Below are 26,429 nucleotides of genomic sequence, written 5' to 3'. Positions count from 1 at the left end.
AGGGTACCCGCGGGTTCACGGCAGCCGGGGCACCGCCGCGAGTAACGCCTGTGTGTACGGATGCGTCGGTGCCCTGAATACCTCGGCGGCGGTGCCGGTCTCGACGATCCGGCCGTCGTTCATCACGGCGACGTGGTCACTCACGTGCTGGATCACCCCGAGGTCGTGGGAGATGAACAGCAGGCTCAGCTTCAGCTCGCGTTGCAGCTCGTCGAGCAGGTCGAGGACCTGGGCCTGCACACTGACATCGAGCGCGGAGACGGGTTCGTCGCAGATCAGGATCTGGGGGCTGGAGGCCAGGGCCCGGGCAATGCCCACCCGCTGGCGTTGCCCGCCGGAGAGGTCGGTGGGCCGGCGCTCCAACAGGGACTCGGATAGGCCGACATCGTCAAGAAGTGCGGACACCCGGGCGGGCATGGCGCGGCGCCCCGCCGAACCTCCTCCGGCGCTGCTCCCGACGGCGGCGGCGACGGCATGGCAGAGGATCTCGCGCACGCTCAGCCGGGGGTCGAACGATCCCAGCACGTCCTGGTAGACCGCGCCGACCAGGGGCCGCCTGGCCCGGCGGTCGCGTTCGCGCAGCGTGCTCCACGCCTCGCCGAGCAGGCGCACTTCACCGGTGTCGGCTGCCGTGAGCGCGAGGGCGAGCCTGGCGGTGGTGGTCTTGCCGGAGCCGGACTCGCCCACGATGCCCAGGGTGCTTCCCCTCGGCAGCCGGAAGGACACCTCGGCGACGGCGCGGTGCACGGTGCCGAGCGGGCCACGGAACGACTTGGACAGCCCGATGGCCTCCAGGGCGCTGACCGGTTCAGCAACGGGCTTTGCCGCCGGGGTCCGGGACGCAACGCTGACGGGGACCCGCTCGGCCAGGTGCTCGGGGACGCGCGCGGGCGGGTGCGCCACGACGGGCTGCCGCACGGCCGTCGCCGGCGCGAGCCTGGACCCGCGCGGCCTGTCCACGGGAACCGCGGCCAGCATCCGCCTGGTCTCGGCGTGCCGTGGGTTTTGCAGCACCTCGGCCGTTGTGCCGGTCTCGATGATGCGGCCCTCGTGCATCACGGCGATCCGGTCGGCGATGCGGCTCACCACGGCGAGGTCGTGGCTGATCAGCACGATGGCCGTTCCCCGGCCGCGCACCTGCTCGAGCAGGTCGAGCACCTGGGCCTGCACGGTCACGTCGAGGGCTGTCGTGGGTTCGTCTGCCACCAACAGTGGGGGATCGAGGGCGAGGGCGGCGGCGATCAGCGCCCGCTGGCGCTGGCCGCCGGAGAGCTCCCCGGAGCGCCGGCCCGCGTAGAGTTCCGGCTGCGCCAGTCCTGCGGCGGCGAGGATCTCGAGGACCTTACGGCTGCGTTCGGTCTGGTCGAGGCGGGTGTGCAGGCGCAGCGAGTCGCCGATCTCGCGAATGATCGGGCGGAGCGGGTCGAGGGAGGCAAGGGCGTCCTGCAGCACCAGACCCACGTCCCGGCCGCGGCGGCGGCGCCAGGCTGCCTCCGACAACCCGAGCACGGACTCGCCGGCGAGGCTGAGCTCGTCGGCGCTGACCCGAGCGGCGGTGCCGGCCAGTCCGAGGATGCTCCGCGCGGTGACGCTCTTCCCCGAACCGGACTCGCCCACGATGGCCAGGCATTCGCCGGCGGGGAGCTCGAACGAGACGCCGCGCACGACATCGGCGGCGGACGCATCGCCGAAACCCACCCGGAGGTTGCGCACCCGCAGGGCGACCGCCGGGTGCGGGCCGGCGCAGCGTGAATTCGTGGCGCTCATGCGTGCCTCATCCGTCGTTCGATCGAGCGGCCGAGGGTCGTCGCGCACACAGCGGTGAGCACGATGAACAGACCGGGGAAGAAGCTCATCCACCAGGCCGAGGTGATGTAGGTGCGGCCGGCGGAGAGCATGGCGCCCCACTCGGCGGCCGGCGGTTGCGCGCCCAGCCCCAGGTAGCTCAGCGCGGCGGCCCAGACGATGGCCTGGCCGATGCCGAGGGTGCCGAGAACGAACAGCGGCGCCAGCGTATTGGGCAGGATGTGCCTGGCCAGGATCCGGCCGCGACCGAGGCCCTGCACGGTGGCGGCCTCCACGAACGCCGAGGAGCGCACCCGCAGCAGCTGGGCACGGATGATGCGCGCGTAGCCCGGCGCCGTGGAGAGCCCCACCGCCACAATGGCGCTGCCCGGACCCGGACCGAACACCAGGATGAACAGCAGCGCCAGCAGCAGCCCGGGAAACGCGAACAGCACCTCGAGGAACCTGTTGACCGTGAAGTCCACGGCCGCGCCGAGGGTGCCGGCGATCGTGCCGAGGACCGCACCGAGGCCGAGCCCGATCACGGTGGCGGTGAGGCCGATCAGGAGGGAGTCCCTGGCGCCGTCGACGACGCGGGTGTAGATGTCCCGGCCCGATTCGTCGGTGCCGAACCAGTGGTCCCACGACGGGGCGCCGAACGCGGCCAGCGGGTCGATGGCGAGCGGGTCGCCCGGGGCGAGCAGGCGCGGCGCGATCGCCGCGGTGAGCAGCAGCATGGCCACCAGCACGGCAGCGAGCTCCACCACGGAGGCCCGCATGCTGCCGAACCCGCCGGGAGCGGATGACTGGGAGCGGCCGGCACTGTGACCGGTCGCCGACGCCTGAATCTCCAGTTCGCTCACGAGAGCGCTCCGTTCCCGATTTCGGTGGGTCGTGGGTCGGCCAGGCCGGACGCGAGGTCGGTGACGATGGTCATCAGGATGTAGGCCAGAGCGACCACCATCACCACGCCGACCACCACCGGAACGTCGCGCACGGTGACGGCGTTGAGCAGGGTGCGGCCGAGGCCGGGCCTGGCGAAGATCGTCTCGACCACCACGGCGCCGCTGATCAGGGAGCCGAACGCCCAGCCGGACAGGCTGATCGCGGGCAGTGCGGCGTGCCGCAGGGCGTGCCGCCAGAGCACCCCGCGGTCGCTTTCCCCCCTGGCCCTGGCCGAGAGCACAAACGGTGATTCCAGGGCGGTGTTCAGGCTCTCCCGCATGACCTGGCCGAGGAAACCGGCCAGGGGGATGGCCAGGGTGACGACGGGCAGGACCAGGCCGCGGGCATCCGCGGTGCTGATCGGCGGCAGCACCCCCCACCAGACGCTGAAGACCACGATGAGCGTGGTGGCCAGCCAGAAGTGCGGCAGAGCCGCAGCGACGATCTCGAGGCCGGTGCCGATCCGGGCCGCGAGGCGGCCGCGCCCGGTGGACCACGTGGCCAGGACGAGGGCGATCAGCCAGGCGACCGCGAGCGAGAGAACGGCCAGGACCAGGGTGCCGCCGAGCTGGCTGAGCACGAGCGGGCCGACATCCATGTTGAGCGCATAGGACCGGCCGAGGTTGCCGGTGGCCAGGCGGCCCAGCTGCTGCAGATATTGCACCAGCAGCGGCTGGTCGAGCCCGTACTCGGCGCGCACCGCCGCGAGCGCCTCCAGTGAGGTCTGTGAGCCCGGACCGCCGAGGATCGCCTCGGCAGGGTCGCCCGGGATCAGTCGCACGGCGAAAAACGTGACGGTGGCGACGGCCCACAGCACGAAGACCGCGCCCGCGAGTCGCCGGGCGAGACCTCGGAGCCGAGGCCGTGCGCCCCGCCGGGCGGCTGTCGTCAGCGGTTCAGCCACGCGTCGTAGAACGCCGGCGTCGACACCGTCGGCAGCGCGCGAGCGCCCTCGACCGCCGTGCCGAGCAGGAAGTGATTCTGCTGGTCGTAGAGCGGCAGGATGTAGAAGCCCTCCAGGATCAGGTCCTGAGCGTCCTCGTACAGCGCGGCGCGCTGGTCGGCGTCACCACCGTTGGTCGAGCCTGTCGAGACCTGGTTCGCCTCGGTGAGGAGCGAGTCCAGTTCGGGATCGTTCACCTGGGCGTGGTTGGCGAAGTAGCCGCTGGGCGCGGGGGTGATGCCGTCGGAGTGGAACAGGATTCGCAGCACGTCGGGGCCGATCTTGGTGTACGGCGCGCTGACGGCGTCGTACGCGTTGCTGCCCAGGGCGGTGTACCAGCTGGAGAGGTCCAGCTTGGTCAGCTGAACGTCGAACCCGGTCTCCTTGGCCGTCGCCTGAATCTGCTCGAACAGCGACTGTTCGGCGGGGATGGACTGGTTGGTGCTGACCGGGAAGACCACGGTGAGTCGCACTCCGTCCTTGACCCGGTAGCCGTCGGAGTCCTTCTCCGCCCAGCCGGCACCGTCGAGAAGCTCGGCGGCGGCGTCAGGGTCGTAATCGAACAGATCCGGCCTGGACACCCCGAGCGGTTCGACGCTGGACAGTGCGGAGGTGGACCGTTCGGCGCTGCCCTGGAACAACGACGCAACGGCGTCGTCGACGTTGGCCGAGCGGATGAACGCCTCACGCACCGCGGCGTCGTTGAACGGTGCCTTGCCGGAGTTCAGTTCGATGCGATTGGAGGCGCCGGGGCGCGGCGCGTCGAGGTGAACGATGGTGTCGCTGGCCTCCGCCTGGCTGATGGTGTCGGGCTGGGCGTTGTCGATCACATCGACCTCGCCGGCCTGCAGGGCGGCGTACCTGGAGGCCGAGTCCGGGATGAAGCGCCAGACGATTTCTTCCAGGTACGCCGGCCCGTCGTGCTCGGCATCGGCCGGGGGAGAGCTGTAGTCCTCGTTCCGCACCAGGGTGATGGCGTTCTGCTTCACCCAGGAGTCGACGATGAATGGTCCGGTGCCCACCGGTGCGGCGCAGTTCTCGTCCTGGCTGCGCATGAGCGCGGTGGGGGATTCGATGGCCAGCCACGGCTGGGCGAGCGACTCGAGCAGGGCACTGTCTGGCTGGGCCAGGGTAAGCCGCACCACGGAATCCGAGACCGCTTCGGTACCGGTGACCTTCGCCAGGGCCAGGTATCCGGTCGATGAACCGGTCTCCGGGTCCTGCAGGTGCGCGATGTTGGCCTGCACCGCGGCGGCGTCCAGAGGGGTGCCGTCGGTGAAGGTCACGCCGTCTTTCAGCGTGAACTCCCAGGAGAGGCCGTCGGGGCTCACCGTCCAGCTGTCGGCCAGCCACGGGATAATGGCGCCGTCGGCGTCGAGGGAGACCAAGGATTCCAGGAACTGGGAGCTGACCAGGGCCTGCGGGTAGTTGCCGCCGACGTGGGGGTCCAGGCAGGTGGGCTCGGCGTCACCGGATGCGTAGGTCAGGGTTCCACCGCTGGTGGGCTCGTCGCCGCCTCCGGAGGACGCGGCGCTCGTGCAGCCGGTCAGGGCGAGGCCGAGGGCGGCCGCACCGGCCAGGGCGGCGAGGGTGGTGGAGCGCGAAGGAATGATTCCCGGACGGGGCATGCGGCGGTCTCTTTTCACGAAAGCGGTGCGGTTCAGGGGAAATACGGGGGAAGCCTGCTGTGGCATTATTGGACTCAGTCCAAAAAAAGATGTGTTGAGTCTCATCGTAGAACACAGGAGAGCCGTGTCCGATTCCCGTGCCCCCGGTCGACCCCAGGCGTCGTCCCGGGCCATGCTCGAAGAAGCCGCGGCGGAGCTGTTCCTGGAGCAGACCTACGCCGGTACCACGATCGGAGATATCGCCCGGCGGGCCGGGGTGAGCCGCAACACCTTCTTCAATTACTTCTCGGCCAAGAGCGATCTGCTCTGGGTGGATGTCGATGCGGGCCTGGACGTTCTGCCCGCCTCCCTCGCCGATTGCGACAGGGCCGCCCCGGTCACCGAATCGGTGCGACAGGCTCTGCTGCGGGTGGCCGCGGGGTTCGGGCCCGGCCGGGTGCCCTGGGCGCTCACCCAGTATGAGTTGATGGCGACGAGCAGTGAGCTGGAAGCATCCGCGCTGGCCAGATTTCTCGTGCAGGTGGGTCTCGTGCACGAGTTCGTCGGCGCCAGACCGGGGCAGGCCGCCCTGGCCGATCTCGCCGGACGGGCGTTCTCGAGCGCGGTGGTGGCGGCGGCGGTCGCGGCCGCCAGGGAGTGGGCCGCTGCCGGCGTGGGCCGCGGGGAGCTGGCCGGGTACGTTGACGTGGCGATCTCGCCGGTCTGCGCGGGATTCCACCCGGTTCTCGACCGGGTCCAGGATTCCTGACAAGATAGTATTGATCGATAGTGATTCACAGACGCAGATCCGGCTATCACCGGGGAGTCTTCGGAAGAACGTCGTGTTCGTGCCCCGGCACGTTCTCGACAAGTAGAGCCGAACGGGTCGGGCCCGTCACAGCCTTAGTTTGAGCGGTCGTTCGCTACTTCCAGGAACGGCAAGCGAGGTGGTACCGCGCAACGTCCTGTCGGGGCGAGCGTCCTCGTGGAATAGGCCAGCGACTCAACACCGCCTCGTCCAGGAGAAGCATGACGTACCCGCAGCAGCCCACAGACAACGCGTTCGGCCTCCCCGACGCCGACCCGGCCCGCTTGGACGCAGCCGTCGTTCCCTCACCGAACCTTCCGCAGATCGAAGGCGAGGTGCTGGACTTCTGGGAGAAGGACGGCACCTTCCAGGCCTCCATCGACAACCGCGAGGGAGCGCCGGAGTGGGTCTTCTATGACGGCCCGCCCTTCGCCAACGGCCTGCCGCACTACGGCCACCTGCTCACCGGGTACGCCAAGGACCTGTTCCCGCGCTTCCAGACCATGCGCGGCAAGCAGGTGCACCGCCGGTTCGGCTGGGACACCCACGGTTTGCCCGCCGAGCTGGAGGCCGAGCGGAAGCTCGGCATCACCGACAAGAGCCAGATCGAAGAGATGGGCCTGGCCGCGTTCAACGCCGTCGCCCGCGAATCGGTGCTCGAATACACCAAGGACTGGGAGAAGTACGTCACCCGCCAGGCCCGCTGGGTCGACTTCGAAAACGACTACAAGACCCTCGACATCACCTTCATGGAGTCGGTGATCTGGGCGTTCAAGGAACTGCACACCAAGGGCCTCGCCTACGAGGGCTACCGGGTGCTGCCGTACTGCTGGCGGGACCAGACCCCGCTGTCCAACCACGAACTGCGCATGGACGATGACGTCTACAAAATGCGCCAGGACCAGACGGTCACGGTCACCTTCCCCCTGGTCGGCGCCAAGGCCGAGACCCTCGGCCTCACCGCCGTTCGGGCCCTTGCCTGGACCACCACCCCCTGGACCCTGCCGACCAACCTCGCCCTGGCCGTCGGCCCCGAAATCGTCTACGCCGTCGTTCCCGCCGGCCCCAATGGCACGCCGGATGCCGAGGTGCTGCGCGAGCAGGCCGGCGCACCCGATCCCGCCACCGAGGTGCTCGGCGCCGAGTACCTGCTGGCCATCGACCTGGTCGGCAGCTACGCCAAGGACCTCGGCTACGAGAGCGCCGCCGACGCGACGGCCGCCATCAGCCGCACCGTCACCGGCCGCGACCTCGAAGGCGTCTCCTACGACCGTCTGTTCGACTATTACGCCGACGAGAGCGAGTGGGGCACCCAGAACGCCTGGCGCTTCGTGGTCGCCGACTACGTCACCACCTCCGACGGCACCGGCATCGTGCACCAGGCTCCCGCTTACGGCGAGGAGGACCAGACGGTCTGCCAGGCCTACGGCATCCCGGTCATCCTCTCGCTGGACGACGGCGGAAAATTCCTGCCCGCCGTCACCGAGGTCGCCGGTCAGCTCTGGAGCGACGCCAACAAGCCGCTCACCCAGCTGATCAAGTCGCAGGGCCGGCTGCTGCGCCAGGCCAGCTACGAACACTCCTACCCGCATTGCTGGCGCTGCCGCAATCCGCTGATCTACAAGGCCGTGTCGAGCTGGTTCGTCAGGGTCACCGACTTCCGCGATCGTATGGTCGACCTCAACCAAGAGGTCAACTGGGTTCCGGAGAACGTCAAGGACGGCCAGTTCGGCAAGTGGATCGGCAACGCCCGGGACTGGTCGATCAGCCGCAACCGGTACTGGGGCTCCCCGATCCCGGTGTGGAAGAGCGACAACCCCGCCTACCCGCGCATCGACGTCTACGGTTCGCTCGATGAACTCGAAGCGGACTTCGGCGTGCGCCCCACCGACCTGCACCGCCCCTACATCGACCAGCTCACCCGGCCCAACCCCGACGACCCCACCGGGCAGTCCACCATGCGACGCATCGAGGATGTCCTGGACGTCTGGTTCGACTCCGGCTCGATGCCGTTCGCGCAGGTGCATTACCCGTTCGAAAACCGGGAGTGGTTCGACAGCCACAACCCGGCCGACTTCATCGTGGAATATATCGGCCAGACCCGCGGCTGGTTCTACCTGCTGCACGTGCTCTCGACCGCCCTGTTCGACCGGCCCGCGTTCAAGAACGTGGTCAGCCACGGCATCGTGCTCGGCAACGACGGCCAGAAGATGAGCAAGTCGCTGCGCAACTACCCCAACGTCAACGAGGTCTTCGACCGCGACGGCTCCGACGCCATGCGCTGGTTCCTGATGAGCTCCCCGGTATTGCGTGGCGGCAACCTCATCGTCACCGAGGAGGGCATCCGCGAGGGCACCCGCCAGATGCTGCTGCCGTTGTGGAGCACCTGGTACTTCTTCTCGCTCTACGCCAACGCCACCGACTACACCGCCACCTGGCGCACCGACTCCACCGATGTGCTCGACCGCTATCTGCTGGCCAAGACCCGCGACCTCATCGAGGACGTCACCGGCGACCTCGAACGCCTCGACAGCACCCTCGCCGCCTCGCGCCTGCGCGACTTCGCGGACGTGCTGACCAACTGGTACGTGCGCCGGTCACGCGACAGGTTCTGGGCAGGCGTCACCGCCGACGGCACCGGTGCGGATGCCTTCGACACCCTGTACACGGTGCTCGAAACCGTGACCCGCGTAGCCGCGCCGCTGCTGCCGCTGATCAGCGAACGCATCTGGCAGGGCCTGACCGGCGGACGCAGCGTGCACCTCACCGACTGGCCTGACGCCACGGTGTTCCCGGCCGACCCCGGCCTGGTCACGGCCATGGACCAGGTGCGCCTGGTCAGCTCCACAGTGCTGTCGCTGCGCAAGAAGGCCGGCCTGAGGGTGCGGCTTCCCCTGGCGAACCTCACCGTGGTCACCACCGCCGCGGCCGCCCTGGCCGGCTTCGAGGGCATCCTGCGCGACGAGCTGAACGTCAAGGCCGTGACCCTGGTCGAGCAGGAGGCCGACAGCGCTGAGAGCTACGGCATCACCTCCAAGCTCACGGTGAACGCCCGCGCCGCCGGCCCGCGCCTGGGCAAGCAGGTGCAGCAGGTCATCAAGGCCGCCCGCACCGGCGACTGGTCCGAAACCGACGGTGTCGTCACCGCCGGCGGCATCGAACTGGTCGCGGGGGAGTACGAACTGGAACTGCAGGCCGCCTCCACGGCCGCGGACGCCGAGTCGGTGCTGAACAGTTCGGCGCTCGCCCTGCTCGCCGGCGGCGGATTCGTGTTGTTGGAAACCACCACCACGCCCGAACTCGAGGCGGAGGGCCTGGCCCGCGACCTCATCCGCGCCGTGCAGGACACCCGCAAGTCGGCCGGTTTCGAGGTCAGTGACCGCATCCGCCTGGACCTGGTCTTCTTCGACGAGGCCGACGCCGCCACCTTCTCGTTGGCGACAGGCGTCGACGTCGCCGGCGAAACCTTGGCCATCCGGTTCAGCACGCACTCGGCACCGGCCGATGCCGCCGGCACCCCGTCCGAATGGCTGCCCGGTCTGACCGGCTCGATCGTGGAGCACTACGTGCGCATCGAGGCCAACCACTACGCGAACCACGGACCGGTCATCGTTGCCGTCGCCCGCGACAAAGGAACCATCAATGTCTGACGATTACTACCCCGACGAATTCCGTGACGCCGGCGACGCCGTGCTCGCCGCACTGCTCGAAAGGGTGGGCGAGGGATCTCCGCAGCCGCGGCTGCAGGCGACCCGCCGGGCGGTCGAACTGCTCGGCGACCCGCAGAACTCGTACCCGATCATCCACGTGACCGGCACGAACGGTAAGACCAGCACCAGCCGCATCATCGAGAGCATCCTGCGCGCCTACGGCCTGCGTACCGGCCTGCTGGTGAGCCCGCACCTCGTGCGACTCAACGAACGCATCGTGATCGACGGGCAGTCCATCACCGACGAGGCCCTGGCCGCGAACTGGGCCGACATCCAGCCCTACCTGCTCATGGTCGACGCCGAACTCGCCACCGCCGGTGACGAACCCCTCACCTTCTTCGAGGCCCTCACCGTTCTGGCCTTCGCCTGCTTCGCGGATGCGCCGGTCGACGTGGTCGTGCTCGAGGTCGGCATGGGCGGCGAATGGGACTCCACCAACGTCGCCGACGGCCAGGTGGCCGTGTTCACCCCGATTGCCCTGGACCACACCAAGCGGCTCGGCAGCACCATCGCCGAGATCGCGCGCACCAAGTCCGGCATCATCAAGCCCGCGGCGGCCGTCGTGACCGCAGCGCAGCCGCCGGAGGCCATGACCGAGCTGACCCGGGCCGCCGAGCTCACCGAGTCGACCCTGGTGGGCGAGGGCAGCGAATTCGCCCTCCTCGCCAGCCACGTGGCCGTCGGCGGCCAGCTCATCTCCGTGCGCGGCATCGCCGGCACCTACTCCGAACTGTTCCTGCCGCTCTACGGCACCCACCAGGCCCAGAACGCCGCCGTGGCCATCGCCGCCGTCGAGTCATTCCTCGGCGCGGGCAGCCAGGCCCTGGTCGAAGACATCCTGGTGGAAGGACTCGCCACCGCGACCTCGCCCGGACGGCTGCAGCTGGTCGGCATCGAGCCGACAGTGCTCGTCGACGCCGCGCACAACCCGCACGGGGCCCTGGCCCTGTCCGCGGCGCTGGAGAGCTATTTCGACTTCGACGAGATCGTCGTGGTCGTCGGCATCCTCGCCGACAAGGACGCCGCGGGCATCATCGAGGCCCTGCGTCCCGCCGTGGCCCGCTTCCACGTGACCCAGTCACACTCCGAGCGGGCGATCCCGGTCGACGACCTCGCCGACCTCGTCGCTGAACACGTCGGCGACGCGGACACGTTCAGGTTCGGCGACCTCGCCCAGGCCCTCGACGCAGCTCGCGGCTGGGCCCAGGACGCCCCCAAGCGCGCCGTGCTCGTCGCCGGGTCGATCACCCTCGTCGGTGACGCCGTCGCGTTGGCCGACGCGGGGGACTGGATGACCACGTGAGAAGCGGATCGGTTCGACGATCACTCGCCTCGATCGTGCTCGGCTTCGAGCTGATCGTGGTGTTCCTGGCCACCCTGGTGATCTTCGGGCTGAGCGATCTGCCAGCCTGGGTCACCCTGGGCGGGGGAGCGTTGCTCTGCCTGATCATGGTCGCCACCCTCGGGTTGCTACGGTTCAACTGGGCCTACCTGATCGGTTGGGCCGTCCAGGTCGTCGTCGTCGCCACCGGATTCCTCAACCCGGCGATGTTCTTCGTCGGGGCACTCTTCGCCGGCATGTGGGTCTACTGCATGATCACCGGCACACGGATCGACAGACAGAACGTCGAAAGACAGAACAAGGAGAACTCATGACGAACGTTCAGGAAACACTCGTATTGGTCAAGCCCGACGGCGTGGCGCGCAACCTCTCCGGCGAGATCCTTCGCCGGATCGAGGCGAAGGGGTACTCCCTCGTCGACATCAAGCTCGTGCAGGCCGAGCGCTCGCTCCTCGCCGAGCACTACGCCGAGCACGCCGGCAAGCCGTTCTTCGAACCGCTCGTCGAATTCATGGAAAGCGGATCGATCCTGGCCCTGCGTGTTGCCGGCGACCGCGTCATCGAGGGCTTCCGCGCCCTGGCCGGCACCACCGACCCCACCACGGCCGCACCGGGAACCATCCGTGGCGACCTCGGCCGGGACTGGGGCCTGAAGGTTCAGCAGAACCTCGTGCACGGTTCGGACTCGCCCGAGTCCGCGGCCCGCGAGCTGGCCCTCTGGTTCGCCTAAACACCTCCCGAACCGCGAGAAAGGCCCCGAAAACGTCGAGTTTTCGGGGCCTTTCTCACGTCTTGCGGGCTGGAGAAGCCTCAGAGGCGGTGAAGGAAGTCCATCTGGAGTTGGGCGATCGTCGCGGCGACGAGGTAGCAGGCGATCGTGATGACGAAGATCCACGAATAGGCGCCGGCCGCGAGGCGCCGCACCCGCGCCGAACCCGGAATGATGCCGGTCTTGAGGTTGTACAGGGTCACGGCGAGGAACACCGGGATCGTCACCGTCCAGGTGACCATGCACCACGGGCACAGCACGTCGAGGACGAAGAAGCTCTGGCCCATCAGCCAAATGACGAAGGCGAGCGCACCGGCGACCCCCAGGTTCAGGCCCAGCCAGAACCACCGGGCAAAGCGGGCGCCCGAAAGGATCGCCGCCCCGATGGTGATCACCACGCTCCAGCCCGCCACCCCGATCAACGGGTTCGGGAATCCGAACACCGCGCCCTGCCAGGAGCCGAGGTTGGTGCTGCAGCCCACCAGGACACTGAAGTTGCAGGACAGTTGCGCCGCGGGATCCTCCAGCATCGTGAACTTGTCCAGGGTGAGCGCGAATGCCGCCGCGAAACCGATTGCCCCCGCGAGAATCAGGAAAACGGCGAGACCGATCGGAGGCTTTTTTGACGTGGTGAATGGCACATTCGGATTATGTCATGTGTCGCGTGCGCGTCCCTGGGAATGCGTGCGATAATCAAAACAGTCGTTTGAGCCGCGCTCAAACCGATGCCATAAGGCTTAATGGGCGGCATTCGCCCAGATTCATTGGTCCTAGACCAAAGGTATTTGCAACCAGAGCCAAGAGCCGGTTGCGGCACGCAATAGGATTCGCGGGGTTTTCGCGCAAGCGAGAGCAACGCACGAGAGAGTAACCGAGTGGGTGGCGCGGTCATCCACAGCGGTCAAGGAGCGCACCAGTGATGGTGGAAGACAACGACAACAAGAAGCGCAAGGGCCTGTTCGGCACTCGCAAAACAACCAGGAAGGCGGCACCGGCCAAGCAGCTCGAACCGATCGGTGACACGCCCCGTGTACCCGCTCAGGACGACCCGGCCGTGACGCCGGAGTCACCCTCGGCTTCGGCCGACCGAGTGGCTTCCGACCAGGTGCCGTTCGGCCAGGCCTCGTCCGACCAGGCGGCAGCCGCGGCGGACCAGCCGGTGGCATTCCCTGCCCTGCCGACACCCTTCGACGAGACCGTCGAGGTCGTTCGCCGGCCGACGACGTCCCTGATCTTCCAGGCCCCGGCGATTCTGCCGGCCCCGGTCCGGTCCGGCGGCCGTCAGCTCGACGACGAGGATGACGACCCCGAAGAGGGCTCGACGGTGCGCCGTCGCGCGCGCCGTCGCACCGGTGAAGAAGGCCGCAGCGACGACCCCGCGAACACCGTGGTGCGGGTGCGGACTCCGCGCGAACCCGAGCTGATCACCGAGCCCCAGCGGATCAAGGGCTCCACCCGCCTGGAGGCCAAGAAGCAGCGCCGCCGCGACGGCCGCGACGCCGGCCGCCGCCGCCCTGTCATCACGGAGGCCGAGTTCCTCGCCCGCCGCGAGTCGGTCGACCGCGCCATGGTCGTGCGGGCCAAGCACAACAAGATCCAGATCGGCGTTCTCGAAGACGGAGTGCTCGTCGAGCACTACGTGGCCAAGAACCAGGATGCGTCGCTCATCGGCAACGTCTACCTCGGTCGTGTGCAGAACGTGTTGCCGAGCATGGAAGCCGCCTTCGTCGACATCGGCCGCGGCCGCAACGCCGTGCTCTACTCCGGTGAGGTCGACTGGGACGCCGCCGCGGTGAACTCCCCGGGTGCGAGCCAGACTCGCCGTATCGAGCTGGCGCTCAAGCCCGGCGACAAGGTGCTGGTGCAGGTCACCAAGGACCCGATCGGTCACAAGGGCGCCCGGCTCACCAGCCAGGTGTCGCTGCCCGGCCGCTACCTCGTCTACGTGCCCAATGGGTCGATGAACGGCATCAGCCGCAAGCTGCCCGACACTGAGCGCGCCAGGCTGAAGAAGATTCTCAAGGAGGTCCTTCCGGACAACGTGGGTGTCATCGTGCGCACCGCAGCCGAGGGCGCGACCGACGAACAGCTCACCCTCGACGTCAACCGCCTCACCGCGCAGTGGGCCTCCATCGCCAAGCAGGTTGAAACGGTGTCCGGTCCGGCCCTGTTGCACAGCGAGCCTGATCTGCTGATCAAGATCGTGCGGGATGTCTTCAACGAGGACTTCCACAAGATGGTCATCTCCGGCGACGACGCCCAGGAGGTCATCGAGTCCTACCTGCGCCAGGTGGCTCCCGACCTCGTCGAGCGCGTCCAGCGCTACGAGGGCGAGCGCGACGCGTTCGACGAATACCGCATCTCGGAGCAGATCGAAAAGGCACTGGACCGCAAGGTCTGGCTGCCGTCGGGCGGTTCGCTCGTGATCGACCGCACCGAGGCGATGACCGTCGTCGACGTCAACACCGGCAAGTTCGTCGGATCCGGCGGAAACCTCGAGGAGACCGTCACCAAGAACAACCTCGAAGCAGCCGATGAGATCGTTCGGCAGCTGCGCCTGCGCGACATCGGCGGCATCATCGTTGTCGACTTCATCGACATGGTCCTGGAGTCCAACCGTGACCTGGTGCTCCGTCGCCTGGTCGAGTGCCTCAGCCGCGACCGCACCAAGCACCAGGTGGCCGAGGTCACCTCGCTCGGGCTCGTGCAGATGACTCGCAAGAAGCTCGGCTTGGGCCTGCTCGAATCGTTCAGCGAGAACTGCGAGGCCTGCGCCGGACGTGGAATCGTCATCCACCACGACCCCGTCGTCAAGCACCGCCAGACCGCTCAGCCCACTCAGGAGCGCCGCCCCCGCAGCAAGTCCAACGGCAACGGCGGCTCCGGCCACGACGCCGGCAACTCCGGTCAGCGCGGCAACGGCAACCAGAATTCCGGTCAGGCGCATGGTGCGCCCGTACAGACGGATTCCACCAAGGCCGGCCACGGCACGCACGGAATCACCGAGGACGCCAAGCACGCCCTCGCGCTGATCGCCGCGCGCACCATCAGCCGCTCACTGACCGGTTCGATCCCCGTGCTCGCGCCGACCGAGACGGCTGCCCCGGCCGCCGCCCCGGCTGCTGAGGCCGACGCCCCGACCGCGGCCGAGAGCGTCGACACCGCGCCCACGGCCCGTTCGAACTCCCGGGGCAACCGTTCGGGCAGTCGTTCGGGGGGCCGCACCGGCCAGTCGACCGACAGTGCGCCCGCCGTGCAGCCCGACCGGGCGTCCACCGACCCGTTCGGCGCAGAGCCCGACACCGCCGCCCCGGCGGTTCAGGCGCCTCTCCTGGCTCCGGAGGCCGTGCCGGCCGACTCGGCCGACGGTGTCGCTATTCTCGACATCCCCGTGCAGAAGTCACCGCGCAGCCGCCGTCCGGTGAGTAAGCAGGTCACCGACCAGCTGCTCGATTCGGTGCTTGAAGCCCTGCCGGAGCCCAAGCAGCCCGGCCAGGGTCGTTCGCGCAGCCGTCGGGTCACCACCGCCGGCGGTCCGACCGCCACCGTGCAGCCGATCGTGGCTCCCACGCAGGACAACGCCTAACGGTCGACGGCCTCATCGGCCCTGCAGCGGTGCCGCCCGATTCGGGCGGCACCGCTGTTGTCGTCCGGGGCCGGTCGACCTGGCCGGTCGACCTGGCCGGTCGACCTGGCCTGTCTGGTTGCCGCACTCCGGTAAGATCGATGGATGCACAGGGATCGGGGGACGGTGCGGCGCGTGCCCACCGGACTCATTCTCGGTGTGGTCCTGGTCGCCGCCGCGTTCGCGCTCCGTGCCGTCAGCCCGGCGTTCGCCGGCTGGGGAGTGCCGGACCGCGTCCAGGACACCATCACCCTCGCCCTGAGCGTGATCATCGAGTCAGCGCCTTTTGTGTTCCTCGGCATTCTGCTGTCCACGGTGGTGCAGGTGTGGCTCCCACACGGCTTCATCACCCGATTCCTGCCCCGCCAACCAGTGCTCCGCCGCGCCTGCATCTCGCTGCTGGGCATGTTCTTCCCGGTCTGCGAATGCGGCAACGTGCCCTTGGCCCGCGGGTTCATGGTGGGCGGCTTCACGGTGCCGGAATCGATCACTTTCCTGCTCGCCGCGCCCATCCTGAACCCGATCACGATCATCACCACCCACCAGGCGTTCGGCTGGGGAGACGGGATCCTGATCACCCGCATCGTGGCCGGCTTCGTGATAGCCAACGTTATCGGGTGGCTCTTCAGCCGGCACCCGGACCCGGACAGCCTCCTGACCCGCACCTTTTCAGCGTCCTGCGAACGGCCGGACGCGCCGGTGAGCAATGGCGGGCATGACGGCGGGTTGCACGAGGGGCACACTCACCCGCACGGTTCCCGGCCGGGCCGTATCGAGCGGTCAGTCGACCTGTTCACCCGCGAGACCGCGGTGATCATGCCCGCACTGTTCATCGGATCGCTGATCGCGGCGCTCGTCCAGGTTTTTGTGCCCCGCTCGGTGCTGCTGGCGCTCGGCAGCAACCCGGTCTGGTCGGTGCTGGCCATGATCGCCCTGGCCTTCATCGTCGCGGTGTGCTCCAACGTCGACGCCTTCTTCGTGCTGTCGTTCGGCAGCACCTTCATGCCTGGCGGCATCGCCGCCTTCCTCACCTTCGGAGCCATGATCGACGTCAAGATGCTCGCCCTGATGCGCACCACCTTCACCACCCGCACCCTCGTGCAGATCACCGCGTTGGTGGCCCTGATGAGCGCGGCCGCCGGCCTGTTGGTGAACTATGTCGCATAAGGAAATGTCGCATAAGGAAATGTCGCGTAAGGGCACGTTGGCCGGCTACCTGGCCGAGCGCTGGCGCGGCATCGGCCTGAGCCTGGTGATCGTGGTGGCCACCATCTGGCTCGGCGCCACCGGGCAGCTCGGGTTGTACATCCACCCGCGCTACTTCATCTTCACCACCGTGATGGCCGTTGTCGGCCTCGTCTTCGTAGTGGCCAGCTTCGTGTTTCGCACCCCGGCGGCAGGGGAGTCGGAGCCGTCCGGCCGCAGGTCCGCCGGCCGGCGGACCTGGGCATTGAGTGGCAGCGCCCTGCTTCTGGCCATCGCGACGGTCACGGTGCTGGCCCTGCCCCCGGCCACCCTGACCAGCGCCACAGCCACCCAACGGGAGGTCAATTCCGGCGGGCTGGACAGCGAGGCCGCAGCGGAGGAGGCGGCCGCCCTGGTGGGCACCGGCGACTACGAACGCCTGAGCGTGAAGGAGTGGGTGTCGCTCCTGGCCCAGTCCGAGGATCCCGCCCTCTACGCCGACAAAACGGCCAGCATCACCGGCTTCGTCCTGCCGGACGCCGCAGACCCCGACAACGTCTTCTACGCCGCCCGGTTCGTGGTCACCTGCTGCGCCGTCGACGCCCAGCCCATCGGCGTTGCCGTCTACCAGCCCGGCTGGCAGGCCAGCTACGACACCGACGACTGGGTGCAGGTGACCGGCACCTTCGTGAGCAACCCGAGCGCCCGATCCGCAGACACCCTCGCCGTGCTTCCCACCACCATCGAGCCCGTCGACCAGCCGAGCGACCCGTATGTCTACTGACCTCACGTCTGGGCAGTTTTCGACAGCCGACCCGGACACCGCAGCCGGTGGCCGGCGGTTCCGCCGCACCCTCGCCGCCCTCCTCACCGGCCTGATCGTGCTGTGTCTGGCCCTGGTGGCCGTCAACGTGCTCAACGGGCCCCGGCTGACCGGTTTCCAGGTCGACACGAGCGCCGTCGTCACCACGGCCAACCAACGGCTCGTCCTCGACACGAACCAGCAGCTCGCCGAGGTGAGCACGGACCAGATCACCGTCAGCCCGGCCGGCGTCGTCGACGTGCAGACCAGGAACGATTCCATCGTGATCGTTTTCCCCCAGCCGCTCGCCTACGACACCGAGTACACGGTGACCGTCAACGACGTCACCGGCCCGTTCGCCGACAGGTCGAGCGACCTCGCCGTCTCCTTCCGCACCGACGAAGCGCCGCTCTACCTGCTCAGCCGGTCCCCGGCGCAGCCGAACGAGCCGACCAAGGCGCCCGACCGGATCGTACGCACCACCGTCGGATCCGCCGAGACGAGCGTCGCATTCAGCGCCCCATACATCCAGTCGTTCGTTCCTGTCGGCGACGAACTCGTGGTGGTCACCCTCACCGAGGACCTCACCAACACGCTCAGTCTGGTGGACCGTGACGGCCGCTCCGCCGAACTCACCATGCCCGGCACCGGAACCGTGCACGACCTGCAGGCCTCCCCGTCCTCGAGCACGATCGGCTTCCGCTTCACCAGCGCAGCAGGAGCAGGAGGCCACGTCTACGACAACACCCTGTTCCTGCTCGACCTCACCCGCGGCACCGTCGACACCGTGACCGGGCTCGATGGTGAGCCCGTGCAGGCCATCGCCTGGGGGTTCATGGCCAACCGCGCCGAGGTCGTGGCTCAGCTCTTCGACACCACCCTGCTGCTGATAGACCCCCGAGCAGGCACCGAAACCGTACCCATCCCCATCGGCCAATTCCCTAACCTCAACGCGTTCGCCCCCGACGGGCTGCGCATTGCCGTGTCAGACCAGGACCGCCAGTACATCCTCGACCTGTCCACGGGTGCCGAGGCGGCGATCGTGCCGCAGGATGTCGCCGGCACCACGCCGTATACAGCCGAACTGCGCTTCCTCACCGGGGGAGAGGGGTACGTGCAGAGGGTGGCCGAATTCGACCAGGCGACCGGGCGCGTGGGACAGTCGCTGATCCTGGTCACGGGCGACCCCGCGACTCCGACGACGCGGGTGGTCTACGAACCGGTGCTACCCAACGAGACCATCGTGGGCTTCGCCATCTCACCCAACGACCAGTACCTGGCGATCCAGACCGTGCCGAACAGCCAGACCCAGGTGACGGATGGCTACCCCGTCGACCCGCAGGCCACCACGGCGACGACACTCTTCGTCGACCTGTCAACCGGGGCCATCACTCGCAGCATCGTGGGCATCGACGCGACCTGGTGAGCGTCTGTCAGCGGTCCCTGGCCTTGACCCGCAAGCCGCTCGCCCGCAGCCGGGTGACGAGACCGCGAAAGTCGACCGGCTCCGCTCCGGCCGCCACCAGGGAGTCGTAGCGGTCCTGGGGCACGTCGTAGTGGTCCAGATCGAATCCGCGCCGGGGGATGCCCTGCGCGGCCGCGAAGGCGTGCAGCTCCGCCAGCGAGGAGTCGCTCACCAGGTGAGACCAGAGCGTGCCATGGGCCGCCCAGGCCGGCTGGTCGATCAGTATGCCCATGCTGAAAGTGTATGGACAATCGCGGCCCTAAGCTTGTCCAGGGCGTCGCCATCGAACCGAGGGCGCGACACGCCCTCTCGAGGTGGTTTGACCGGGGCATTCCGATCAGCTAAAGTCGAGTGTTGGTGTGCGAAGGACTCTGTCCACGTAGCGCCCAAGGTTTTCTGAAGTGACATGGTCCGACTTGGTCCATGTGCACTCGGTAACTTTCCATCATAGGAATCGGAGCCCCCGGGGTTCCCCAGAGATAGGTACGTAAAGTGGTTTACGCAGTTGTGCGCGCCGGTGGGCGGCAGGAGAAGGTAGAGGTCGGGACCATCGTAACGATGGACCGAATCAAGGCTGACAAGGACGGCAACGTCGAGCTGGCCGCCGTGCTTCTCGTCGACGGCGACAAGATCACCTCTGACTCGACGTCGCTGGCCAACGTCAAGGTCACCGCCGAGGTCCTCAACGACCTTCGCGGCCCGAAGATCGTCATCCAGAAGTTCAAGAACAAGACCGGTTACAAGAAGCGTCAGGGGCACCGTCAGGAGCTCACTCGCGTTCAGGTCACCGGCATCGCCTAGGCCCGAGGAGAATAACTAATGGCACACAAAAAAGGTGCGAGTTCCACTCGCAACGGTCGTGACTCCAACGCTCAGCGCCTCGGCGTGAAGCGCTTCGGTGGTCAGGTTGTCGGCGCGGGCGAGATCATCGTCCGTCAGCGTGGCACCCACTTCCACCCCGGCGTGAACGTCGGCCGTGGCGGCGACGACACTCTCTTCGCCCTCGAAGCCGGCTCGGTCGAGTTCGGTGCCAAGGGTGGCCGCAAGGTCGTCAACATCGTGGTAGCTGCCGCTTAGGCATCCACACAGCTTTTCAGCATGAGGGCGGGCTTCGGCTCGTCCTCATGTTTGTTTGTATCGCCACCTGAAAGGGGCATTCCCATGGCCACGTTCGTTGACCAAGTCACGCTGCACCTGCGAGCGGGCAACGGAGGAAACGGTTGTGTCTCGGTCAAACGCGAGAAGTTCAAGCCTCTCGCCGGCCCCGATGGCGGAAACGGCGGAAACGGTGGCGACATCGTTCTCGTCGCCGACCCGCAGGTGACCACCCTGCTCGCGTTCCACCGTTCACCGCACCGCAGTTCCGCGAACGGCGGCCCCGGCATGGGTGACCACCGCAACGGGTACGGCAGCGACATCATTGAGCTGAGCGTGCCGCTGGGCACCGTCGTCAAGGATGCGGAGGGCAACGAGCTCGCCGACATGACCGAGCCCGGCTACCGCATCGTCGTCGCCGCGGGCGGACAGGGCGGACTCGGCAACGCCGCGCTCGCCTCCACCAAGCGCAAGGCCCCCGGCTTCGCGCTGCTGGGCACCTACGGCTTCGAGGGCGATGTCTACCTCGAGCTCAAGACCGTGGCCGACGTCGCACTCGTCGGCTACCCGTCGGCCGGTAAGTCCAGCCTGATCGCGGCCATCTCGGCGGCCCGGCCCAAGATCGCCGACTACCCCTTCACCACCCTGCAGCCCAACCTCGGCGTAGTGGATGCCGGTGAGGTGCGTTACACCGTCGCCGACGTGCCCGGTCTCATCGAGGGCGCCAGCGAGGGCAAGGGGCTCGGCCTCGAATTCCTGCGCCACGTTGAGCGCTGCACCGCATTGCTGCACGTGCTCGACTGCGCCACGCTCGACCCCGGTCGCGACCCGATCAGTGACCTGGACATCATTCTCGGCGAACTCGCCGCTTACCCGGTGCCCGAGGGCCAGACGCCCCTGCTCGAGCGTCCCCAGCTGATCGCGCTGAACAAGATCGATGTACCGGAAGGCCGCGAACTCGCCGCCTTCGTGAAGGCCGAACTCGAGGAGCGCGGCTACCGCGTCTTCGAGATCTCCACGGTCAGCCACGAGGGACTGCGCCAGCTGAACTTCGCCCTGGCCGAGACCGTCGAAGCCGGCCGGATCACGAGCGCCGAAGCCGCGGCCCTCAAGCCGCGTATCGTCATCCGCCCCAAGCCCGTCGACGACAGCGGTTTCATCGTGCGCGTCGAGGGTGGTTCGTTCGGCAACATCTTCCGTATCCTCGGCGCCAAGCCCGAACGCTGGGTGCAGCAGACCGACTTCAAGAACGACGAGGCCGTCGGCTTCCTCGCCGACAGACTGGCCAAGCTCGGCACCGAGGACGAACTGTTCAAGGCCGGCGCTGTCGCCGGTTCGACAGTGGTCATCGGCCCTGGCGACGGCATGATCTTCGACTGGGAGCCCACCCTCACCTCCACAGCCGAGCTGATCACTGCCCCGCGTGGTACCGACAGTCGGATGGACGACTCCAAGCGCCGCACCAGCAACGAGCGTCGTGAGGAATACCTCAAGCGCATGGACGCCAAGTCCGCCGCGCGTGCCGAACTCATCCGTGAGCGCGAGGCCGGTATGTGGTCCACCGGTGAAGAGGAGTTCAACGCCGGCGAAGGCGAAGTCACCGAGAACAACGCCGCCCGCCGGCGCGTCAAGGAGGGCGACTCCGAGTGACCGGAGGAGCGACGCGGCCGCTGGAGCGCAGCGGCGTCGGCACTGCGGCACGGATCGTCGTGAAGGTGGGATCGTCCTCGATCAGCGGCGCCAATGTGGGGCAGATCGCACCCCTCGTTGACGCCCTGGCGTCAGCGCACGGCCGCGGCGCCGAGGTGGTACTGGTGTCCTCAGGCGCCATCGCCACCGGGATGCCGTACCTGCAGCTCGACGAGCGTCCCACCGACCTCGCCACCCAGCAGGCCGCAGCGTCCGTGGGGCAGAACTTGTTGATCTTCCGCTACCAGGACAGCCTCGACCGGTACGACATCGTCGCCGGCCAGGTGCTCCTCACCGCGGGTGACCTCGACAACGCGTCGCCGCGCAGCAACGCCCAGCGCGCCATGGAACGGCTACTGGGCCTCCGCATCCTGCCGATCGTGAACGAGAACGACACCGTCGCCACCCACGAGATCCGGTTCGGCGACAACGACAGGCTCGCGGCCCTCGTCGCCACCCTCGTCAAGGCGGACCTGCTCGTTCTGCTCAGCGACGTTGATGCGCTGTACACCCGGCCCCCACACCTGCCCGGAGCGGAACGAATCGAGCACGTGGCTCTGGGCGATACCCTCCCCGGCGTCGAATTCGGCTCCTCCCAGTCCGGCGTGGGCACCGGCGGCGCCGGCACCAAGGTCTCCGCAGCCCGGATCGCCGCAGAGGCCGGAACCGCGGTCCTGGTGACGTCGACGGCGCTGGTCGCCGAGGCCCTCCGCGGCGACTCGATCGGCACCTGGTTCGAGCCGGCCGACCCGACAACAGTGAGGCGTTCTGCCCTAAACTGACGGCATGTCGCAGACCCTACCCGCCACGGCCGTGCCCGGTTCCAGCCCTGACGGGTTCACGGCGATGCTCGTCGCAGCCCGGACGGCTTCGCTCGCACTGGCGTCCGCGCCGACCCGGCTGAAGAACACGGCGCTCCAGGGAATCGCCGTGGCATTGCGCGAGAACGTGGCGCAGATCGTCGCCGCCAATGCCCTCGACCTGGCCGCCGGTGCCGAGAACGGCCTGACTGCCGGACTTCTCGACCGGCTGCGCCTGGACGAGGCGCGCATCCGCTCGTTGGCCGACGCCGTCGACGAGATCGAAGCGCTGACCGACCCTGTCGGCCAGGTCGTGCGCGGCAGCAGCCTGGCCAACGGCGTCAAGATCAGCCAAATACGCGTGCCCTTCGGTGTCGTGGGTGTCATCTACGAGGCCCGCCCGAACGTGACCGTGGACATCGCCGCTCTCGCCCTCAAGAGCGGCAACGCCGCCGTGCTGCGTGGCGGGTCCGCCGCCGAGAACTCCAATCGGGTACTCGTCGGCCTGATCCACGAGGCGCTGGTCGCCGCCGGCCTGCCGGGGGAGTGCGTGCAGACCATCGACCCGTTCGGACGGGCCGGGGCGACGGCGCTGATGCAGGCCCGCGGGCTGGTCGACGTGCTCATTCCGCGCGGCAGTGCCGGGCTGATCCAGGCCGTCGTGACCGAGTCGACGGTGCCCGTGATCGAGACCGGGGCCGGTGTCGTGCACATCTTCCTGGATGCCTCCGCCAACGAGCAGTGGGCCGCGGACATCGTGCACAACGCCAAGGTTCAACGACCCAGCGTCTGCAACGCCGTCGAGACCGTGCTCGTGCACGAGCAGGCGGCCGCGCGGGTGCTGCCAGGGGTGCTCGCCAAGCTCGCCGGCGCCGGGGTCACCATCCACGGCGACGCCGCGGTGCGAGCACTCTACCCGGCGGCGGTTCCCGCGACCGACGAGGACTGGGCGACCGAATACATGAGCCTGGACCTGTCCGTCAAGGTGGTGGCCGACCTTGACGCCGCGATCGCGCACATTCGTCGGTATTCGACCGGGCACACCGAATCGATCATCACCAACGACATCGTCAACGCGGAGCGCTTCCTCAACGAGGTCGACTCGGCCGCGGTCATGGTCAACGCGTCCACCCGGTTCACCGACGGCGGTGAGTTCGGGTTCGGCGCGGAGGTCGGGATCTCGACCCAGAAGCTGCACGCCCGCGGACCGATGGGTCTGCCGGAGCTCACCAGCACCAAGTGGATCGTGCGCGGTACCGGCCAGATCCGCGACTAGCGCCGGTGCCGCTCACCGGCACGGGCGGAGCGTCCCGCTAGACTGGTCGCGGTACCGCTGCCGCCCGCCGATGCAGCGCGAAAAAGTATTCCTGAACGGAGATTCCATGTTGTTCGTGACCGCTGTCCTTGCCGAGGTCGAGCACACCCAGCTGCCCGTCGCGACCTGGGTCTACGGCCTCGTGGCCCTCATCGTGTTCGCCGCCCTCGGGTTCGTCGTCTGGAGCTTCCGCGACGTCGCGAACCGCCACAGCGCCAAGGCCAACGCCTATGCCGCGGCTCATGGTGGCGCAGCCAGCCACAACGGCCACTGACAATCGGCGCCGTGACCCCGAACCGCCCGCGCATCGGCGTGATGGGCGGCACCTTCGACCCCATCCACCACGGGCACCTCGTCGCAGCGAGCGAGGTTGCGCAGAGCTTCGACCTCGACGAAGTCATTTTTGTGCCCACCGGGCAGCCCTGGCAGAAGACCGACGTGACGCGGGCCGAACACCGGTACCTGATGACCGTCATCGCCACGGCGTCCAACCCCCGTTTCACGGTCAGCCGCGTCGACGTGGACCGGACCGGCCCGACCTTCACGATCGACACCCTCCGCGACCTGCACGCCGAACGCCCGGATGCCGAGCTGTTCTTCATCACCGGCGCAGACGCGATAACTCAGATCCTGGGTTGGAAAGACGTCGCCGAACTATGGAAACTGGCCCACTTCGTGGCTGTGAGTCGCCCGGGACACGACCTGAGCATTTCAGGATTGCCTAACCAGGACGTAAGCTTGCTGGAGGTTCCGGCTCTGGCGATCTCGTCTACTGACTGCCGGGCACGCGTGAACCGGGGTTTCCCGGTCTGGTACTTGGTCCCCGACGGGGTTGTCCAGTACATCTCAAAGCACCATCTGTATCGGAGTGTGGCATGACGTTGGGTAATAGCCCGCAGCCACTGACGCGACGACAGTTGCGCGAGTTGGCTCGGGAGCACGAGCCGGCTGTCACAGAGACGCCTTCTGCAGAGGAGACTGCCACAGGCGACATCGTTGCGCCCGTCGAGGCTAAGCCCGTCGAGTCCGAGCCTGTCGAGTCCAAGCCTGTCGAGTCCGAGCCGCACCACTCGCGGCACACGTCTGTGGCCCCCGCCCCGCTGCCGGTCCCCGAGGATCCGGCCGTCGCCGACGCCGGTCGCACCCTCACCCGCCGTGAGCTTCGTGCCCTGCAGGCCGCCTCATCCGCGAGTGCCGCCGACGAGGTCTCCGGCCAGGCACAGGCCGCACCTTCTCAGGCCCCACCGGCTCCGGTCTCCGCACCCCGCTCCGCCCCCGCTGACGACCAGCCCCGAACCGAAGCGCCGGCCGCGGTCAACTCTCTGCACCCGCCGATCGGCCACTGGTCGATGGACCGCGAGGACGACAGCCACATCGAGACCATCGGGCGCCGCGACGACGCGACCTTCGACGACCTCGTGGGCCGCGGCGTCGGCGCCGGCGGCATGCCCACGACCACCAACGCCCTGATCCTGCCGTCCATCCCGCGTCAGGGCCCCGGCGGCCCCATCACCAGCACCGGGGAGATCATGATCACGGGATCGATCGACCTCCCGCGAAGCCTGGGCGCTACCGGTCAGCACCCGAACCTGTTCGACTCGTCCGAAATGGACCGCATGCTCGACCAGCTCGACGAGGGCGGTCACCACAACGATGTGGCACCCGTGAGCGCCAGCCGCGCCGTGAGCACCCACACCTCCACCCGGGGCGTGATGACGCCGCCTCGCAAACGCGGCGCCTCCCTGCCAACGGTTCTCGCGATCACCGCCGCGGTGCTCGCCATCGGTGTGCTGTCGCTGTTCGTCGTCGGCTACGCCCTCAATATCTACTAACCCCGAATATCCACCAACCCCATATCTCCTCATGCCATCTTTTTCGCTTTTACTAACTCAGGGATTCAATCGATGACCGCTTCTGCCCACGCTCTCGAGCTCCTCAAGGTGGCTGCCGCCGCCGCCGACTCGAAAGCGGGGGAGGACCTCGTTGCCATTGACGTTTCCAACCCGTTGCCGTTGGCCGACATCTTCCTCATCGTCACGGGACGCTCCGAACGCAACGTCGTCGCGATCGCCGGCGAAATCGAGGACAAGCTGATCGAGGCCGGCTACAAGCCGCTTCGCCGCGAGGGACGCGCCGAAGGGCGCTGGATTCTCGTTGACTTCGGCGACCTCGTCGTCCACGTGTTCCACGAGGAAGAGCGCGTCTACTACTCCCTCGAGCGCCTCTGGAAGGACTGCCCGGTCATCCCCATCGACCAGGCCAGTGCCCGCGCCATCGACGAGGCCGCCTCGTCCGACGAGTCCGTCGACACCTCCGCAGACGGCGCCGCAAACACGACCGTCGACGCCGCGGATGTCGAATCCACCGTGGAAATTGACGCCGCGGACTAGCGTTTGGTTCGCGAGCACTCAAAACATGTAGTAACCTAATGAAGTTGTTTCGGAGGAATTCGAAACAAAGTCTGGGTCCGTGGCGCAGCTGGTAGCGCACCTGCATGGCATGCAGGGGGTCAGGGGTTCGAATCCCCTCGGATCCACCAAGCAC

The 26,429-nt window shown here is 68.0% G+C and carries 24 protein-coding genes and 1 tRNA gene; 19 read left to right on the top strand and 6 right to left on the bottom strand.

The genetic code is table 11. From position 1 onward, the window contains the following. Positions 1-15 precede the first annotated feature (15 nt). The 4 genes from E3O57_RS09440 to E3O57_RS09425 form a co-directional block, all read right to left on the bottom strand. A complete protein-coding gene (locus tag E3O57_RS09440) occupies positions 16-1,767 on the bottom strand; it encodes an ABC transporter ATP-binding protein (RefSeq protein WP_103479551.1) in 1,752 nt (583 codons plus the stop codon). Further along, the gene (locus tag E3O57_RS09435; RefSeq protein ID WP_103479624.1) at positions 1,764-2,564 is read right to left on the bottom strand and encodes an ABC transporter permease; all 801 of its coding nucleotides are present in this window, start codon (positions 2,562-2,564) and stop codon (positions 1,764-1,766) included. Before E3O57_RS09435 ends, E3O57_RS09440 begins: the two co-directional genes overlap by 4 nt. 80 nt (positions 2,565-2,644) lie before the next feature. Continuing rightward, positions 2,645-3,634, bottom strand: a complete 990-nt coding sequence (locus E3O57_RS09430) for an ABC transporter permease (RefSeq protein WP_241990361.1) — start codon at positions 3,632-3,634, stop codon at positions 2,645-2,647. Continuing rightward, complete coding sequence (locus E3O57_RS09425; RefSeq protein ID WP_174776233.1) at positions 3,619-5,301, bottom strand: ABC transporter substrate-binding protein; 1,683 nt, start codon at positions 5,299-5,301, stop codon at positions 3,619-3,621. Before E3O57_RS09425 ends, E3O57_RS09430 begins: the two co-directional genes overlap by 16 nt. 124 nt (positions 5,302-5,425) lie before the next feature. Between E3O57_RS09425 and E3O57_RS09420 the strand changes: the two genes are divergently transcribed. The 5 genes from E3O57_RS09420 (at position 5,426) to ndk (ending at position 11,870) form a co-directional block, all read left to right on the top strand. Further along, complete coding sequence (locus E3O57_RS09420) at positions 5,426-6,049, top strand: TetR/AcrR family transcriptional regulator (RefSeq protein ID WP_240632186.1); 624 nt, start codon at positions 5,426-5,428, stop codon at positions 6,047-6,049. 260 nt (positions 6,050-6,309) lie between these two features. Beyond that, positions 6,310-9,738 (top strand): isoleucine--tRNA ligase, encoded by a 3,429-nt coding sequence (ileS, locus tag E3O57_RS09415; RefSeq protein ID WP_103479550.1) that lies wholly within the window; start codon positions 6,310-6,312, stop codon positions 9,736-9,738. Beyond that, positions 9,731-11,101 carry a folylpolyglutamate synthase/dihydrofolate synthase family protein gene (locus E3O57_RS09410; protein WP_088456376.1) on the top strand — a complete coding sequence of 457 codons (1,371 nt, stop codon included), beginning with the start codon at positions 9,731-9,733 and terminating at the stop codon, positions 11,099-11,101. The genes ileS and E3O57_RS09410 overlap by 8 nt, the downstream gene beginning before the upstream one ends. Beyond that, complete coding sequence (locus tag E3O57_RS09405; protein WP_103459903.1) at positions 11,098-11,454, top strand: DUF4233 domain-containing protein; 357 nt, start codon at positions 11,098-11,100, stop codon at positions 11,452-11,454. The genes E3O57_RS09410 and E3O57_RS09405 overlap by 4 nt, the downstream gene beginning before the upstream one ends. Further along, positions 11,451-11,870, top strand: a complete 420-nt coding sequence (ndk, locus tag E3O57_RS09400) for a nucleoside-diphosphate kinase (RefSeq protein WP_088456374.1) — start codon at positions 11,451-11,453, stop codon at positions 11,868-11,870. The genes E3O57_RS09405 and ndk overlap by 4 nt, the downstream gene beginning before the upstream one ends. Positions 11,871-11,950: 80 nt before the next feature. On the opposite strand, the gene E3O57_RS09395 is transcribed toward ndk, so the two are convergent. Beyond that, the gene (locus E3O57_RS09395; protein WP_103431970.1) at positions 11,951-12,550 is read right to left on the bottom strand and encodes a vitamin K epoxide reductase family protein; all 600 of its coding nucleotides are present in this window, start codon (positions 12,548-12,550) and stop codon (positions 11,951-11,953) included. 278 nt (positions 12,551-12,828) lie between these two features. Between E3O57_RS09395 and E3O57_RS09390 the strand changes: the two genes are divergently transcribed. The 4 genes from E3O57_RS09390 (at position 12,829) to E3O57_RS09375 (ending at position 18,947) form a co-directional block, all read left to right on the top strand. Beyond that, a complete protein-coding gene (locus E3O57_RS09390) occupies positions 12,829-15,495 on the top strand; it encodes an Rne/Rng family ribonuclease (RefSeq protein ID WP_103479549.1) in 2,667 nt (888 codons plus the stop codon). Positions 15,496-15,639: 144 nt separating this feature from the next. Then, entirely contained in the window at positions 15,640-16,701 is a 1,062-nt protein-coding gene (locus tag E3O57_RS09385; RefSeq protein ID WP_088456371.1) for a permease, read from the top strand. Positions 16,702-16,705: 4 nt separating this feature from the next. Beyond that, positions 16,706-17,503 (top strand): TIGR03943 family protein, encoded by a 798-nt coding sequence (locus E3O57_RS09380; protein ID WP_241980143.1) that lies wholly within the window; start codon positions 16,706-16,708, stop codon positions 17,501-17,503. Further along, positions 17,493-18,947: a hypothetical protein gene (locus E3O57_RS09375; RefSeq protein ID WP_103479547.1), complete on the top strand. Its 1,455-nt coding sequence runs from the start codon at positions 17,493-17,495 to the stop codon at positions 18,945-18,947. Before E3O57_RS09380 ends, E3O57_RS09375 begins: the two co-directional genes overlap by 11 nt. A 7-nt stretch (positions 18,948-18,954) precedes the next feature. On the opposite strand, the gene E3O57_RS09370 is transcribed toward E3O57_RS09375, so the two are convergent. After that, a complete protein-coding gene (locus E3O57_RS09370; RefSeq protein WP_088456368.1) occupies positions 18,955-19,218 on the bottom strand; it encodes a DUF4031 domain-containing protein in 264 nt (87 codons plus the stop codon). 260 nt (positions 19,219-19,478) lie between these two features. Between E3O57_RS09370 and rplU the strand changes: the two genes are divergently transcribed. The 10 genes from rplU (at position 19,479) to E3O57_RS09320 (ending at position 26,424) form a co-directional block, all read left to right on the top strand. After that, entirely contained in the window at positions 19,479-19,787 is a 309-nt protein-coding gene (gene rplU, locus E3O57_RS09365) for a 50S ribosomal protein L21 (RefSeq protein ID WP_066595881.1), read from the top strand. Between the two features lie 18 nt (positions 19,788-19,805). Next, positions 19,806-20,063, top strand: a complete 258-nt coding sequence (rpmA, locus tag E3O57_RS09360; protein WP_066595878.1) for a 50S ribosomal protein L27 — start codon at positions 19,806-19,808, stop codon at positions 20,061-20,063. A gap of 84 nt (positions 20,064-20,147) precedes the next feature. Then, complete coding sequence (gene obgE, locus E3O57_RS09355) at positions 20,148-21,731, top strand: GTPase ObgE (RefSeq protein ID WP_088456367.1); 1,584 nt, start codon at positions 20,148-20,150, stop codon at positions 21,729-21,731. 20 nt (positions 21,732-21,751) lie between these two features. Continuing rightward, positions 21,752-22,552 carry a glutamate 5-kinase gene (proB, locus tag E3O57_RS09350; protein ID WP_088458016.1) on the top strand — a complete coding sequence of 267 codons (801 nt, stop codon included), beginning with the start codon at positions 21,752-21,754 and terminating at the stop codon, positions 22,550-22,552. 4 nt (positions 22,553-22,556) lie between these two features. Continuing rightward, the gene (locus E3O57_RS09345; RefSeq protein ID WP_088456366.1) at positions 22,557-23,846 is read left to right on the top strand and encodes a glutamate-5-semialdehyde dehydrogenase; all 1,290 of its coding nucleotides are present in this window, start codon (positions 22,557-22,559) and stop codon (positions 23,844-23,846) included. 106 nt (positions 23,847-23,952) lie between these two features. After that, positions 23,953-24,159, top strand: coding sequence for a hypothetical protein (locus E3O57_RS09340; protein WP_088456365.1), 207 nt, complete (start codon positions 23,953-23,955; stop codon positions 24,157-24,159). A gap of 2 nt (positions 24,160-24,161) precedes the next feature. Next, a complete protein-coding gene (nadD, locus tag E3O57_RS09335; protein WP_255416811.1) occupies positions 24,162-24,764 on the top strand; it encodes a nicotinate-nucleotide adenylyltransferase in 603 nt (200 codons plus the stop codon). A 206-nt stretch (positions 24,765-24,970) separates the two neighbouring features. Then, complete coding sequence (locus E3O57_RS09330; RefSeq protein ID WP_103479546.1) at positions 24,971-25,717, top strand: hypothetical protein; 747 nt, start codon at positions 24,971-24,973, stop codon at positions 25,715-25,717. A gap of 72 nt (positions 25,718-25,789) precedes the next feature. Continuing rightward, positions 25,790-26,275: a ribosome silencing factor gene (rsfS, locus tag E3O57_RS09325; RefSeq protein ID WP_103459897.1), complete on the top strand. Its 486-nt coding sequence runs from the start codon at positions 25,790-25,792 to the stop codon at positions 26,273-26,275. Positions 26,276-26,348: 73 nt separating this feature from the next. Continuing rightward, positions 26,349-26,424 (top strand) — tRNA-Ala (locus tag E3O57_RS09320). The last annotated feature ends 5 nt before the right edge of the window (positions 26,425-26,429 follow it).

It is taken from the genome of Cryobacterium sp. TMN-39-2 (assembly GCF_004402745.1).
Lineage (GTDB): Bacteria > Actinomycetota > Actinomycetes > Actinomycetales > Microbacteriaceae > Cryobacterium > Cryobacterium zongtaii.
Note: the sequence above shows the minus strand (reverse complement) of the source record. Positions and strands in the feature narration are given on the sequence as shown.

Bases quoted from the DNA above. Each gene is read 5' to 3' on its own strand.
- E3O57_RS09440 (WP_103479551.1), bottom strand. From the start codon at position 1,767: ATGAGCGCCACGAATTCACGCTGCGCCGGCCCGCACCCGGCGGTCGCC.
- E3O57_RS09435 (WP_103479624.1), bottom strand. From the start codon at position 2,564: ATGCGGGCCTCCGTGGTGGAGCTCGCTGCCGTGCTGGTGGCCATGCTG.
- E3O57_RS09425 (WP_174776233.1), bottom strand. From the start codon at position 5,301: ATGCCCCGTCCGGGAATCATTCCTTCGCGCTCCACCACCCTCGCCGCC.
- ileS (WP_103479550.1), top strand. From the start codon at position 6,310: ATGACGTACCCGCAGCAGCCCACAGACAACGCGTTCGGCCTCCCCGAC.
- E3O57_RS09410 (WP_088456376.1), top strand. From the start codon at position 9,731: ATGTCTGACGATTACTACCCCGACGAATTCCGTGACGCCGGCGACGCC.
- ndk (WP_088456374.1), top strand. From the start codon at position 11,451: ATGACGAACGTTCAGGAAACACTCGTATTGGTCAAGCCCGACGGCGTG.
- E3O57_RS09390 (WP_103479549.1), top strand. From the start codon at position 12,829: ATGGTGGAAGACAACGACAACAAGAAGCGCAAGGGCCTGTTCGGCACT.
- E3O57_RS09385 (WP_088456371.1), top strand. From the start codon at position 15,640: ATGCACAGGGATCGGGGGACGGTGCGGCGCGTGCCCACCGGACTCATT.
- E3O57_RS09380 (WP_241980143.1), top strand. From the start codon at position 16,706: ATGTCGCATAAGGAAATGTCGCGTAAGGGCACGTTGGCCGGCTACCTG.
- E3O57_RS09375 (WP_103479547.1), top strand. From the start codon at position 17,493: ATGTCTACTGACCTCACGTCTGGGCAGTTTTCGACAGCCGACCCGGAC.
- E3O57_RS09370 (WP_088456368.1), bottom strand. From the start codon at position 19,218: ATGGGCATACTGATCGACCAGCCGGCCTGGGCGGCCCATGGCACGCTC.
- rpmA (WP_066595878.1), top strand. From the start codon at position 19,806: ATGGCACACAAAAAAGGTGCGAGTTCCACTCGCAACGGTCGTGACTCC.
- obgE (WP_088456367.1), top strand. From the start codon at position 20,148: ATGGCCACGTTCGTTGACCAAGTCACGCTGCACCTGCGAGCGGGCAAC.
- E3O57_RS09345 (WP_088456366.1), top strand. From the start codon at position 22,557: ATGTCGCAGACCCTACCCGCCACGGCCGTGCCCGGTTCCAGCCCTGAC.
- E3O57_RS09340 (WP_088456365.1), top strand. From the start codon at position 23,953: ATGTTGTTCGTGACCGCTGTCCTTGCCGAGGTCGAGCACACCCAGCTG.
- rsfS (WP_103459897.1), top strand. From the start codon at position 25,790: ATGACCGCTTCTGCCCACGCTCTCGAGCTCCTCAAGGTGGCTGCCGCC.